Origin of the sequence: Caulobacter zeae (assembly GCF_002858925.1) — a bacterium.
Taxonomy (GTDB): domain Bacteria; phylum Pseudomonadota; class Alphaproteobacteria; order Caulobacterales; family Caulobacteraceae; genus Caulobacter; species Caulobacter zeae.
The window spans coordinates 125,417-139,433 of the sequence record NZ_PJRS01000049.1 but is presented as its reverse complement, the minus strand read 5'-3'; the positions used below and the strand labels follow the sequence as shown (position 1 = coordinate 139,433).

Sequence of the window (14,017 nt, the reverse complement as noted above, 5' to 3'; positions counted from 1 at the left end):
CTGTGGACGGGCGGATGGGTGTTGGTTCGCGCCTTCGCGGGTTTCTCCGCACGATCATTCCATACCAGGGCCGTTCATGCGTCGTCTTCTGTCCACCGCCGCCGCGGTCACGCTGCTTCTCGCCTCGGGGACTGCCCTCGCCGCCCCGGCCGTTTCCGGCTCCAAGGGCGCGACGCCGGCCACGGTGACCACCCAGCTGCCCCGCAACGCCCATCCGACCCATTACGACCTCGCCTTCACGCCCGACGCCAAGACGATGAGATTCACCGCCTCGGTGAAGATCGCCGTCGAGGTGACCGAGCCGACCGCGACCATCACCTTGCAGGCGGCCGACCTGACCTTCGCCAAGGCCGCCATCGACGGCAAGCCGGCGACCATCAAGGTCGACGAGGACGCCCAGACCGCCGCCTTCACGCTCAAGACCCCCCTGGCCCAGGGCAAGCACGTGCTGGCCATCGACTACGCCGGCAAGATCTACACCCAGGCCGCCGGCCTGTTCGCCCTCGACTACGACACCGAGGAGGGCCAGAGGCGCGCCCTCTACACCCAGTTCGAGAACTCCGACGCCCGCCGGTTCATCCCCTCGTGGGACGAACCGTTCCATAAGGCGACGTTCAGCGTCGAGGCGACGATCCCGACCGGCCAGATGGCCCTGGGCAACATGCCGATCGCCAAGAGCGTCGACCTTGGCGGCGGCAAGACGAAGGTGACCTTCGCGACCTCGCCGAAGATGTCGACCTACCTGCTGTTCTTCGGCCTGGGCGAGTTCGAGCGCGCCAGCATCAAGACCGCCGGCGTCGACATCGGCGTGGTGACCAAGAAGGGCGACCTGGCCAAGGCCAAGTTCGCGCTGGACTCCGCCGGTCCGCTGACCGCCTGGTACAACGACTATTTCGGCGTCGACTACCCGCTGCCGGCGCTGGACCACATCGCCGCGCCCGGCCGCAGCCAGTTCTTCAGCGCCATGGAGAACTGGGGGGCGATCTTCTACTTCGAATACGCCCTGCTGATGGATCCGAAGATCTCGACCCAGCGCGACGCCCAGAACATCTACACCACTGTCGCACACGAGACCGCCCACCAGTGGTTCGGCAACCTGGTGACCATGGCCTGGTGGGACGACCTGTGGCTCAACGAAGGCTTCGCCTCGTGGATGGAGGGCCGGGCGACCGAGAAGTTCCATCCCGAATGGAACGCCGCCCTGGCCGCCGTCGGCGGGCGAGAATACGCCATGAGCCTGGACGGCCTGGTCACGACCCACCCCGTCGTGCAGCACGTCGAGACCGTCGAGCAGGCCAGCCAGGCCTTCGACGCCATCACCTACCAGAAGGGCGAGGCGGTCATCCGCATGCTCGAGGGCTATGTCGGCGAGGACGCCTGGCGCACCGGCGTGCGCGCCTACATCAAGGCCCACGCCTACGGCAACACGGTCAGCGACGACCTGTGGAAGGCGGTCGAGACGGCCGCCGGTAAGCCGATCACCGCCATCGCCCATGACTTCACCCTGCAACCCGGCGTGCCGCTGATCCGCGTCGAGGCCGGCGCCTGCCAGGCCGGCAAGCAGGTGCTGACCCTGACACAAGGCGAATTCAGCAAGGACTTCCCCGACAAGACGCCCCTGGCCTGGCGCGTCCCGGTCAACGCCAAGGCGCTGGACGGCGCGGCGATCGCCAAGACCGTGGTCGAGGGCGGCAAGGCCAGCCTGACCGTCGACGGCTGCGGCCCCATCGTCGTCAACGCCGGCCAGAGCGGCTACTACCGCACCCTCTACGCCCCGGCCCAGTTCCAGCGCCTTGCGGCCGATTTCGGCAAGCTGCCGGCGATCGACCAATTGGGCCTGCTGTCGGACGCCTGGTCGATGGGCGCGGCCGGCCAGCAGGCGCCGACCGACGCCCTGGCCCTGATCGCCGCCACGCCGGCCGAGGCCGACCCGCAGGTGCTGTCCAAGGTCGCCAGCGTCCTGTCGGCCATCGACGGCTACTACGAAGGCCAGGCCGAGCGCGCCGCCTTCCGCAAGCTGGCCATCGCCCGCCTGTTGCCGCTGCTGGCCCGCGTGGGCTGGGAGGCCAAGGCCGGCGAGCTCGATACCGTGGCCATCCTGCGCGGCGACCTGATCGCCACCCTGGGCGAGCTGGGCGATCCGACCGTGGTCGCCGAGGCCCGCAAGCGCTTCGCCGCCGACAAGACCGACCCGGCCGCCATCCCCGGCCCGCTGCGCAAGGCGATCCTGGGCGTCGTGGCCGTCAACGCCGACGCGGCGACCTGGGACGCCATCCATGCCCAGGCCCAGGCCGAGAAGACGCCGCTGGTCCGCACCCAGCTCTACAACCTGCTGGCGGCGGCCGACGACGAGGCCCTGGCCCGCAAGGCCCTGGACCTGGCCCTGACCGCCGAGCCGGGCGAGACCAACTCGGCCGGGATGATCTCGGCCGTCGCCTCGCGCCATCCGGACATGGCCTTCGACTTCGCCACGGCCCATCGCGACGCGGTCGACGCCAAGGTCGACAACAGCGCCCGCACCCGCTTCATCCCCAGCCTCGCCAAGGCCTCAGGCAAGCTGGAGACGGCCGAGAAGCTGAAGGCCTGGGCCGGCGCCAACCTCACTGAGAGCTCGCGCAAGGAGGCCGACAAGACGGTCTCGGCGATCGAATACCGGGCCAAGGTGCGTCGTGAGCGTCTGCCGGCGATCACCGCCTGGGTCGCCAAGGCCGGCTGAACGGAGCTTTTCGCGGCGTCGGCCAAGGGTCGACGAGCCGACGCTGCGACGTTCCGTCTTGCAGATTCCCCTTCTTTCCCTGCGGGAATGGGGTTGCGACTGTACGCGTATCCCCCATATCGGGCATCGAAGCGGGGTTGACGGGCTCGTCAACTTCGACTGAAGCCTCTCCTTTCGCCTGGTTCGTCCAGGCAACAGGATTTTGGATCAACCCTAGACGCGACCAGACGGGGACGGACCGAGAAAAACCGGGGCGCTTCTGATAAGGCCCTTGTCACCGCCGTCCGCCATTCGAGGAGCTGCAGGCACACCACATGAGCAAGATTATCGGTATCGACCTTGGCACCACGAACTCGTGCGTGGCCATCATGGACGGCAAGAACCCGAAGGTGATCGAGAACGCCGAAGGCGCTCGCACCACCCCGTCGGTCGTCGCCTTCCTCGAGGACGGCGAGCGCCTGATCGGCCAGCCCGCCAAGCGCCAGGCCGTGACCAACCCGACCAACACCCTGTTCGCTATCAAGCGCCTGATCGGCCGCAACGCGAACGACCCGGTGGTCGAGAAGGACAAGGGCATGGTGCCCTACGAGATCGTCAAGGGCCCGACCGGCGACGCCTGGGTCAAGGCCCACGGCAAGGACTACTCGCCCCAGGAAGTCTCAGCCTTCATCCTGCAGAAGATGAAGGAAGCCGCCGAAGCCCACCTCGGCGAGCCGGTTACCAAGGCGGTCATCACCGTTCCGGCCTACTTCAACGACGCCCAGCGTCAGGCGACCAAGGACGCCGGCAAGATCGCCGGCCTGGAAGTCCTGCGCATCATCAACGAGCCGACCGCGGCGGCCCTGGCCTACGGCCTGGACAAGAACGACGGCAAGAAGATCGCGGTCTACGACCTGGGCGGCGGCACCTTCGACGTCTCGATCCTCGAGATCGGCGACGGCGTGTTCGAGGTGAAGTCGACCAACGGCGACACCTTCCTGGGTGGTGAAGACTTCGACCTGCGGATCGTCGACTACCTGGCCGACGAGTTCAAGAAGGAGCAGGGCGTCGACCTGCGCAAAGACAAGCTGGCCCTCCAGCGCCTGCGCGAGGAAGCCGAGAAGGCCAAGAAGGAGCTGTCGTCGACGGCTCAGTACGAGGTCAACCTGCCGTTCATCAGCATGAACGCCTCGGGCCCTCTGCACCTGAACATCAAGCTGTCGCGCTCGAAGCTGGAAGCCCTGGTCGACGACCTGATCGCCCGCACCATCGGTCCGTGCGAACAGGCCCTCAAGGACGCCGGCCTGAAGAAGAGCGACATCGACGAAGTGATCCTGGTCGGCGGCATGAGCCGCATGCCCAAGGTCCAGCAGGCGGTGCAGGACTTCTTCGGTCGCGAACCCCACAAGGGCGTGAACCCCGATGAAGTCGTTGCGCTGGGCGCGGCCGTTCAGGCCGGCGTTCTGCAAGGCGACGTCAAGGACGTGCTGCTGCTCGACGTGACCCCGCTGACCCTGGGCATCGAGACCCTCGGCGGCGTGTTCACCCCGCTGATCGAGCGCAACACCACGATCCCGACCAAGCGCTCGCAGACCTTCTCGACCGCTGACGACAATCAGTCGGCCGTGACCATCCGCGTGTTCCAGGGCGAACGCCCGATGGCCGTGGACAACAAGATCCTCGGCCAGTTCGACCTGGTGGGCATCCCGCCGGCGCCGCGCGGCGTGCCGCAGATCGAGGTCACCTTCGACATCGACGCCAACGGCATCGTCCAGGTCCACGCCAAGGACAAGGCGACCAACAAGGAGCACTCGATCCGCATCCAGGCCAACGGCGGCCTCTCGGACAGCGACATCGAGCGCATGGTCAAGGAAGCCGAGGCCAACAAGGCCGCGGACGAAGAGAAGAAGAAGCTGGTCGAGGCCAAGAACCAGGGCGAGGCGATCCTGCACTCGACCGAGAAGGCCCTGGCCGAGCATGGCGACAAGGTCGGCGCGGCTGAGAAGACCGCGATCGAGACCGGCGTCACCGAGCTGAAGACCGCCCTGGAAGGCGAGGACGTCGAGGCCATCCAGGCCAAGACCCAGGCCCTGATCCAGGCGTCGATGAAGCTGGGCGAGGCCATGTACGCCTCGCAGCAAGGTGGTGAAGGCGCCGAAGCCGGCGCCGAGGCCGCCGCGGACGACGGCGTCGTGGACGCCGAGTTCGAGGAAGTCGACGGCGCCGACAAGCCGGCTTCCTAAGCCATGGACGCGCCGGCGAACGATCCTTCGAGATCCGTTCGCCGGCGCGCTCGTTTTGCGGTGCGCCCGATTGACGCCTTGCGGCGGGGCGCGCCCTCCCCCACCTCTTTCTCGACACTCCCTGTCTTGTTGAGCCTTACGGGCGCCGAACGCTGACGATGCGCGACTATTACGAAATTCTCGGCGTGAACCGGACCTGCGACGACGCGGGCCTGAAATCCGCCTTCCGCAAGCTGGCGATGCAGCACCACCCCGACCGCAATGGCGGTTGCGAGGACGCGAGCGGCCGGTTCAAGGAAATCAACGAGGCCTACAGCGTCCTCTCCGACCCGCAGAAGCGCGCCGCCTACGACCGCTTCGGCCACGCCGGCGTCAATGGTCCGCAGGGCGGCCCTGGCGGCATGGGCGGCGGGTTCGACGCCAGCGACATCTTCGGCGACGTGTTCGGGGACGTTTTCGGCGAGATGTTCGGCGGCGGCCGCCGTCAGTCCAACGGCCCGCAGCGCGGCCAGGACCTGCGCTACGACCTGGAGATCTCGCTGGAGCAGGCCTATGCCGGCGCCGAGGTCGAGATCACCGTCCCCGCGGCCATGACCTGCGAGGTCTGCGACGGCTCGGGCGCCAAGCCCGGCACCAGCCCCACCGTCTGCGGCTCGTGCGGCGGCGCCGGCCGCGTGCGCGCCACGCAGGGGTTCTTCTCGGTCGAACGCGCCTGCCCGCGCTGCGGCGGCTCGGGCCGCCTGGTGCTGGATCCCTGCGCCGGCTGCCATGGCCACGGCCAGGTCCGCAAGGAGCGCATCCTGTCGGTCCGCATCCCGGCCGGCGTCGACGACGGCGCCCGGATCCGCCTGGCGGGCGAAGGCGACGCAGGCGTGCGCGGCGGTCCGCGCGGCGACCTCTACCTCTTCCTGTCGGTCAGCCCGCACGAACTGTTCGAGCGCGACGGCCTGGATCTTCTGTGCACCGTGCCGGTGCCGATGACGGTGGCCGCGCTCGGCGGCGAGATCGAGGCCCCGTGCCTGAAGGGCGGCGAGACCTGCGACGGCACCTGCAAGATCAGCGTCAAGGTTCCGGAAGGGGCCCAGACCGGCAAGACCGTCCGCCTGAAGGGCAAGGGCATGCCGTCGCTGCGCAACCGCCAGCGCGGCGACCTGGTGGTCGAGCTGTTCGTCGAGACCCCGACCCACCTGTCGGCCCGCCAGAAGGAGCTCCTCAAGGAACTCGCCGGCCTGTGCGACGACAAGCAGAACCCCAAGTCGGCCAACTTCGTCGGCAAGGCCAAGCGCTTCTGGGAAGAAGTGACGGGGAACTAGACCCGGTTCGCATTCGACCGCGAAAGGCCCGCCCCATCGGCGGGCCTTTTTCGTTTCGGGTTGAAGCGTCTAGAGGTCGACCCGGCGGTCCCCTCTCAGGGCCCGCGCCAGAACAAGGCCGCCGAGGATCAGGGCCAGGCTCACGACGACGACGGCCGCGACGCCGGCCGGGCCTTCGCGCCACTCGCCGTCGAAGAACCGGCTTTCCAGGCTGGGCGGCACGCTGAAGGTGATCGGAATGGTGACCTCGCCGGTCGCGCCGGGCGGCGGCGGCGTCATGCGGAAGATCTTCGAGAGCTTCAGCGCCGCCTCGCCGAAACCCAGGCCCACCGGCGTCTCTTCGGTGACCATGCAGCCCGACAGCTGGCCGCCCTCCACGACCTTGCAGGTCAGCCTGGCCGAGCCGCCGATCTCCCGGTCCTGGGCCTTCTCGGGATAGTAGGCGTTGAGTTCGTCCTCGGTCGGCCTGCGCAGCCACTGCGGCTTGTAGCGCGAGGCGCCATCCTGGGCCGTCGCCATCCTCGGCGCCTGGAAGGTGAACGGGATGGAGACGCTCTGCTCGCCGATCTGGCCCGGCGGCGGCGGGGTCATCCGGAAGGTCTTCGAAAGACCCAGCGCCGCCTCGCCGAAGCCCAGCCCCGCGGGCCGCTCCTTGGTCACTTCGCAGTCGCCGAGCCGGCCCTCGGCCACCACCTTGCAGGCGATGGTCGCCGTGCCGCTCACCCCGCGCCTGCCGGCCTCCTTGGGAAAGAAGGCGGCCACTTCCTGGCCGGTCGGCTTGCGCAGCCAGTCGGGCTTGTACGCCGTCGGCGCAGCCTTGGCCCCGGCCGCCGCGCCCTGTTCGTTCTCGATCATCACGCCCCCACGTTCGCCGCGAATTTATTGGGGACGCCCGAGCTGGGCAATGTCGCTTTCGCTTAACGAATTCGGCGACGCTCTGTAGATTCCTGGGGATGAACGCCCCCGTTTCTCCGCCCGTCCAGACGTTCGACGCCACCGGCGCCACGCCGGTGATGCAGCAGTTCTTCGAGATGAAGACCCGCCAGCCCGACGCGCTGCTGTTCTTCCGGATGGGCGACTTCTACGAGCTGTTCTTCGACGACGCGATCCGCGCGGCCGCCGCCCTGGGCATCTCCCAGACCTTCCGGGGAACCCATGCCGGCCAGCCGATCCCGATGGCCGGCGTGCCGCATCACGCGGCCGAGGCCTATCTGTCGAAGCTGATCCGGATGGGCTTCAAGGTCGCCGTCTGCGAGCAGATGGAAGACCCGGCCGAGGCCAAGAAGCGCGGCTCCAAGTCAGTGGTCCGCCGCGACATCGTCCGCGTGGTGACGCCGGGCACCCTGACCGAGGACGGCCTGCTGGACGCCCGCGGCGCCAACCGCCTGGCGGCGGTGGCCATTCGCGCGGGCCAGGCGGCCGTGGCGGCCGTGGAACTGTCCACCGGCGAGGTCGAGTGCTTCTCGACCGGCAAGGAGGGCGTGGGGCCCCTGCTGGCGGCCCTGTCGCCGTCCGAGACCCTGGTCGCCGACCGCCTGCTGGCCGACGACCATCTGGCCCAGACCCTGAAGATCTGCGGCGGGCTGATTCAACCGATGCCATCCGCCCTGTCGGAGCCGCAGGCGTCGGAGACCCGGGTCAAGCGCCTCTACGGCGTCGACACCCTGGACGGTTTCGGCGGCCTGGCGGCGGCGGAAATCGGCGCGCTCGGCCTGATCGCCGCCCACCTGGAAATGACCCAGGCCGGCAAGCTGCCGGCCCTGCGCGCGCCGCGCCGCGCGGCCGAGGCCGACGTCATGTCGATCGACCCGGCGACCCGCTCGAGCCTGGAAATCGACCGCACCCAGAACGGCGACCGCAACGGCTCACTGCTGGCGGCTATCGACCGCACCGTCACGCCGGGCGGCGCGCGCCTCCTGGCCTCGCGCCTGGCCCGCCCCCTGCTCGACCCGGCCGCCATCGACCAGCGCCTGGACGCCGTCGAGTGGTTCGTCGAGCACCGGTCCCTGCGCGAGCGCCTGCGCGAGCAGTTGAAGGGTTCGGGCGACATGGCCCGCGCCCTGGCCCGCCTGGCCCTGGGCCGTGGCGGTCCGCGGGACCTGGCCTGCCTGCGCGACGGCCTGAAGACCGGCGAGAAGCTGGCCGGCATGGTCGGCGGCTCGGGCGACCCGCTGTCGCCGCCGCCGGTCGAGCTGGAAGGCGCGCTGGCGGCCCTGACGCCGTCGCTGCACCAGGGCGTCTCGCAGCTCTTGAACACCCTCGAGGCGGGCCTCGGCCCCGACCTGCCGGCCCTGGCCCGGGACGGCGGCTTCGTGGCCCCCGGCATCCGCCCCGAGCTCGACCAGGCCCGCGCCCTGCGCGACGACAGCCGCCGGGTCGTCGCCGCCCTCGAGCAGCGCCTGATCCAAGAGGCCGGCATCTCGCTGAAGATCCGCCACAACGGCGTGCTGGGCTATTTCGTCGAGGCCACGGCCGGCAAGGCCGACCCGCTGTTCCAGCCGCCGCTGAACGCCACCTTCATCCACCGCCAGACCCTGGCCAACCAGGTGCGCTTCACCACCGTGGAGCTGGCCGACCTCGACGCCCGCATCGCCCAGGCGGCCGAGCGGGCCCTGGCCATGGAAGTGGCCGCCTACGAGGACTGGCGCGCCGAGGCCTGCGCCCTGGCCGAGCCGATCCAGGCCGCCGCCGAGGCCCTGGCCCGCCTGGACGTGGCCTCCAGCCTCGCCGAATGGTCCGAAGACGCCGGGGCCGTGCGCCCGATCGTCGACAAGTCGCTGGCCTTCGAGGCCAAGGCCGCCCGCCACCCGGTGGTCGAGGCCGCCGTGCGCCGCGCCGGCGACCCCTACACCCCCAACGACTGCCGCCTGGACGCCGCCGGCGAGGTGGCCGCCCGCCTGTCGATCGTCACGGGTCCGAACATGGCCGGTAAGTCGACCTTCCTGCGCCAGAACGCCCTGCTGGCCATCCTGGCCCAGGCCGGCTGCTACGTGCCGGCCAAGAACTTCCGGCTGGGCGTGGTCGATCGCCTGTTCAGCCGCGTCGGCGCCGGCGACGACCTGGCCCGCGGCCGCTCGACCTTCATGATGGAGATGGTCGAGACCGCCGCCATCCTGACCCAGGCCACCCCGCGCAGCCTCGTCATCCTCGACGAGATCGGGCGCGGTACCGCCACCTATGACGGCCTGGCCATCGCCTGGGCCTGCGCGGAATCGCTGCACGACACCAACCGCTGCCGCGCCCTCTTCGCCACGCACTATCACGAGCTGGCGACGCTGGAGGAGCGCATGGCGCACGTCTCCAACCTCAGCCTGCGGGCCAAGGAGTGGAACGGCGACCTGGTCTTCCTGCACGAGGCCGCCGACGGCCCGGCCGACCGCTCCTACGGCGTGCAGGTGGCCAAGCTGGCCGGCGTGCCGCCGCAGGTGGTGGCCCGCGCCAAGGAGGTGCTCGATCGCCTGGAGAGCAAGACCGAATCACCAGCCAGGCTCGACGACCTGCCGCTGTTCGCGGCCTCGGCCCCCGTCGCCGCGGCGCCTGTCGTTTCGGCGCCCAGCGCCGTGGATGGGGCGCTGAAGGAGCTGGACGTGGACGGCATGAGCCCGCGCGAGGCCCTCGAAGCGCTTTATCGCCTTAAGGGTCTGCTCAAGACCTAGGATCAATCATAGGAGCATGGCGGCGGCCGGTTCCGGTGGCCGCTTTGGCCGCCCGTCTCGGACACCCATATAACCGCCATGCCCCGCCGCCTCCGCCCCACGCCCCTGGAACACGTCGTCGACGGCCACGCCCTGCGCGCGCGCCTTTCGGCCGCCGCCCTGGACGCCATCGGCGACGAGGCGGCCCAACGCGCCCGGGCGATCGACATCCTCAAGCAGGCGCTGTTCCGCGGCCGGATGATCGCCAAGGAGCGGCTGGAGAACGGGGCCGGCGGCGTCGAGACCGCGCGCCTGCTCAGCGGCGTCACCGACGAGGTGATCACCGCCCTCTACGACTTCACGACGGTGCACGTCTTCCGGGCCCGCAACCCCACCGAAGGCGAGCGCCTGGCGCTGATGGCCGTGGGCGGCTACGGCCGCGCCACCCTGGCGCCGTTCAGCGACATCGATCTCCTGTTCCTGCGGCCCTACAAGCAGACGCCGCACGTCGAGAGCGTGATCGAGTACATGCTCTATGCGCTGTGGGACTTAGGGTTCAAGGTCGGCCATGCCTCGCGCACCATCGAGGAGTGCGTGCGCCTCTCGAAGGAAGACTTCACGATCCGCACCTCGATCCTCGAGGCCCGGCGGCTGACCGGCGACGAGCGCCTGGCCGCCGACCTCAAGAAGCGGTTCCGCGACGAGGTCATGAAGGGCACCGGCCAGCAGTTCGTGGCCGCCAAGCTGAAGGAACGCGACGACCGCCAGGCCCGCGCCGGCGCCAGCCGCTACATGGTCGAGCCCAACGTCAAGGAGGGCAAGGGCGGCCTGCGCGACCTGCACACCCTGGTGTGGATCGCCGAATACCTGCACCCGGTCGACGCGCCGGAGGACGTCTTCAAGATGGAGGTGTTCTCGGGCCGCGAGACCAAGGCCTTCATCCGCGCCTTCGACTTCCTGCACGCCGTGCGGGCGCACCTGCACTTCACCACGGGCCGGCCCGAAGAGCGCCTGACCTTCGATCTCCAACCCGAGATCGCCCGCCGCATGGGCTATGGCGACCGCGGCGACGCGCCGGCCGTCGAGCGCTTCATGCGCCGCTACTTCCTGATCGCCAAGGAAGTGGGGGCGCTGACCCGCGCCTTCTCGGCCAAGCTGGAGGCCGAGCACTTCAAGAACGAGCCCAAGGGCATCTCGCGCTTCCTTCCGGGCGCCAAGCCCAAGCGCAAGGCCCTGGACGCGCCGGGCTTCTACGAGGACGGCGGCCGGCTGAACATCGACGGGCCGGCGATCTTCGAGAGCGATCCGGTCAACCTGATCCGGCTGTTCAAGATCGCCGACGAGCGCGACCTCGACCTACACCCCGACGCCTTCACGGCCGTGACCCGGCACCTGGGTCTGATCACCTCGAAGGTGCGGCGCGATCCGGAGGCCACCCGGGCCTTCCTCGACCTCCTGGCGCGCGGCAAGCGGTCCTACCGCACCCTGACCCTGATGAACGACGCCGGCGTGCTGGGCCGCTTCATCCCGGAGTTCGGTCGGGTCGTGGCCCAGATGCAGTTCAACATGTACCACTCGTACACCGTGGACGAGCACACCCTGCGGGCCGTGGGCCTGATCGGCGACATGGCCGCCGGGCGCCTCTCAGAAGACCATCCGCTGGCCGTGTCGATCATGCCGCTGATCGAAGACCGCGAGGCCCTGTTCCTGGCCATGCTGCTGCACGACACCGGCAAGGGCGGCGTCGGCGGCCAGGAGAAGGCGGGGGCCCGATCGGCTCGCAGCGCCTGCGAACGCCTTGGCGTGGAACGGTCCAAGGTCGAGCTGGTCGCCTGGCTGGTCGAGAACCATCTCGTCATGAGCGACTTCGCCCAGAAGCGCGACGTCTCGGATCCCGGCACCGTGGCGGCCTTCGCCCGCATCGTCGAGAACCCCGAGCGCCTGCGCCTGCTGCTGGTGATCACCGTGGCCGATATCCGGGCCGTGGGGCCCGGCGTGTGGAACGGCTGGAAGGGCCAGCTGCTGCGCGAGCTCTACAACGCCACTGAGGCGGTTTTCCGGGGCGGCCGGGGCAGTGACGCCACCGCCAACGTTCAACGCCACCAGGAGGCCGCAGCAGCGGCCGCACGCGAGGCCCTGATCGCCGCCGACCCCGCCGCCAAGGGCTGGGCCGCGGCGATGGAAGACGCCTATTTCGGCGCCTTCGGTCCGCAGGACCTGCTCGACCACGCCGCCCTGGCCCGCCGGGCCGCCATCCAGGGCGGCGCGGCCGCCGAGGGCAAGGTCAATCCCGGCGCCAACGCCGCCGAGATCGTCATCGCCGCGCGCGACCGTCGCGGCCTGTTCGCCGACCTCGCTCTGGCCATCTCGTCGCTGGGCGGCAATGTCGTCGGCGCGCGGGTCTTCACCTCCCGCCAGGGCCAGGCGCTGGACGTCTTCTATGTGCAGGACGTCACCGGCTCGGCGCTGGGCTGCGAGAACCCCCGCGCCCTGCGCCGCCTGGCCGACGCCCTGGAAGCGGCCGGCCGCGGCGAGGGCGTCAATGTCGAGGCCCGGCGCGGCGCCGAGCTGGCCCGCACGGCCGCCTTCGCCATCGCTCCCACCGTCGTCGTCGACAACGAGGCCTCGCACGAGGCCACGGTGGTGGAAGCCTCCGGCCGTGACCGCCCGGGCCTCCTGCAAGCCCTGGCCCGCACCCTGGCCGACAATGGCCTGTCCATCCAGTCGGCCCATATCGACGGCTATGGCGAGCGGGCGGTCGACGCCTTCTACGTGCAGACGGCCGAGGGCGGGAAGCTGGCCGACGGCCGCAAGGTCTCGGCGCTGAAGGCCGACCTCCTGTCGGCGCTCGAGCAGAACGAGGCGGGCGCCCCGAGCACCCGTCCGGGCCTCAAGCGCGCCCGGGCCAGCGTCGCGCGCTAGCAATGGCGCGCGGATAGCGATTCGAGATTCTGGTCAAACAATTCGGCGACCACAGCGTCGCCCGCTTGTGGAAAAATTCCGCCGCCGGAGCTTTCGATTCAGCGAATCGGCCCGGACTTTTCCCTTATACAGCAAGGGATTAGGCGAAAATTTCGCCCTCCCCGCCCCCGCCTGTGGCGAATGGCGCGACCCAGGATACGGCCGCGCCCTTCTTCATGCGCCACAGGAGACCCCGAAAATCGGGTCGATCAGACGCCGCGCGTCAGGCGGTTGCACAGGTCGTCCAGTTGCTCGAGCGTCGCATAGCGCACGATCAGCGAGCCGGCGCCGCCGCGATGGTCGATCTCGACATCGAGGCCCAGCACCGACGACAGGTCGGCTTCCAGGGCCTGGGTGTCGGTGTCCTTGGAGCGCGGCGCGCGCGGCAACGCCGAACCGCCGTTCTTGGCGCGCGGGGTGGCGTCGCCGGTCTGGGCGACACGGGCCAGGGTCTCGGTCTCGCGCACCGACAGGCCGCCGTCGATGACCTGCTGGGCCAAGGCGCCCGGATCGGCGGCCGTGGCGATAGCGCGGGCGTGGCCGGCGGTCAGCGCGCCGGTGACCAGATGCTGCTGCACCGCTTCCGGCAGAGCCAGCAGGCGCAGGGTGTTGGCCACGTGGCTGCGGCTCTTGCCGATCGTCTGGGCGATGGCGTCCTGGGTGCGGCCGAACTTGTCCATCAGGACGCGGTAGCTCAGGGCCTCTTCGAGGATGTTGAGGTCCGAGCGCTGGACGTTCTCGATGATGCCGATCTCGAGCACGGCAAGATCGTCGAGCTCGCGCACGATAATCGGCACGGTCCTGAGGCCGGCCCGCTGGGCGGCGCGCCAGCGGCGCTCGCCGGCGACGATCTGGTACTCGCCCGGTGCGCCCGGCGCGGGCCGCACCAGGATGGGCTGGAGCACGCCCTTCTCGGCGATCGAATTGGAAAGTTCTACCAAGTCTTCCTCGCGGAAGGTCCGACGCGGCTGATCGGGATTACGCTTCAGAAGCTCGATCGGCGCCTCGCGCGAACCGCCGGTATTGTCGCCCGGCGCCTGCGCCGGGGCGGCTTCGACCTCGCCCAGCAGCGCCGACAGACCGCGACCCAGACCCCGACGGCCTTCCGACATCCCCGCTTCACCGACCACGACCGTCTCCTCGAAACTTCAACTTCAATAACGACTTCGA

7 protein-coding genes are annotated in these 14,017 nt (G+C 69.7%); 5 read left to right on the top strand and 2 right to left on the bottom strand.

Translation table 11 applies throughout. The features are described 5' to 3' along the window. The first annotated feature begins 76 nt into the window (after positions 1-76). The 3 genes from SGCZBJ_RS23975 to dnaJ all read left to right on the top strand — a co-directional run bounded on the left by SGCZBJ_RS23975 (position 77) and on the right by dnaJ (position 6,251). Positions 77-2,716 carry a M1 family metallopeptidase gene (locus SGCZBJ_RS23975; RefSeq protein WP_101720432.1) on the top strand — a complete coding sequence of 880 codons (2,640 nt, stop codon included), beginning with the start codon at positions 77-79 and terminating at the stop codon, positions 2,714-2,716. A 314-nt stretch (positions 2,717-3,030) separates the two neighbouring features. Further along, positions 3,031-4,938: a molecular chaperone DnaK gene (gene dnaK, locus SGCZBJ_RS23970; protein WP_101720431.1), complete on the top strand. Its 1,908-nt coding sequence runs from the start codon at positions 3,031-3,033 to the stop codon at positions 4,936-4,938. Between the two features lie 158 nt (positions 4,939-5,096). Beyond that, positions 5,097-6,251, top strand: a complete 1,155-nt coding sequence (gene dnaJ / locus SGCZBJ_RS23965) for a molecular chaperone DnaJ (protein WP_101720430.1) — start codon at positions 5,097-5,099, stop codon at positions 6,249-6,251. A 69-nt stretch (positions 6,252-6,320) separates the two neighbouring features. Here dnaJ and SGCZBJ_RS23960 read toward each other — a convergent pair whose 3' ends face one another. After that, positions 6,321-7,106 carry an energy transducer TonB family protein gene (locus tag SGCZBJ_RS23960; RefSeq protein ID WP_101720429.1) on the bottom strand — a complete coding sequence of 262 codons (786 nt, stop codon included), beginning with the start codon at positions 7,104-7,106 and terminating at the stop codon, positions 6,321-6,323. A gap of 98 nt (positions 7,107-7,204) precedes the next feature. On the opposite strand from SGCZBJ_RS23960, the gene mutS reads away from it, so the two are divergent. Then, positions 7,205-9,907 carry a DNA mismatch repair protein MutS gene (gene mutS, locus SGCZBJ_RS23955; RefSeq protein ID WP_101720428.1) on the top strand — a complete coding sequence of 901 codons (2,703 nt, stop codon included), beginning with the start codon at positions 7,205-7,207 and terminating at the stop codon, positions 9,905-9,907. Between the two features lie 78 nt (positions 9,908-9,985). Then, on the top strand, positions 9,986-12,808 hold the full coding sequence (locus tag SGCZBJ_RS23950; RefSeq protein ID WP_101720427.1) for a [protein-PII] uridylyltransferase: 2,823 nt from the start codon (positions 9,986-9,988) through the stop codon (positions 12,806-12,808). A gap of 248 nt (positions 12,809-13,056) precedes the next feature. Here the strand turns inward: SGCZBJ_RS23950 and SGCZBJ_RS23945 are convergent, their stop codons facing one another. Next, entirely contained in the window at positions 13,057-13,959 is a 903-nt protein-coding gene (locus SGCZBJ_RS23945) for a ParB/RepB/Spo0J family partition protein (RefSeq protein ID WP_101720426.1), read from the bottom strand. Between the last annotated feature and the right edge of the window lie 58 nt (positions 13,960-14,017).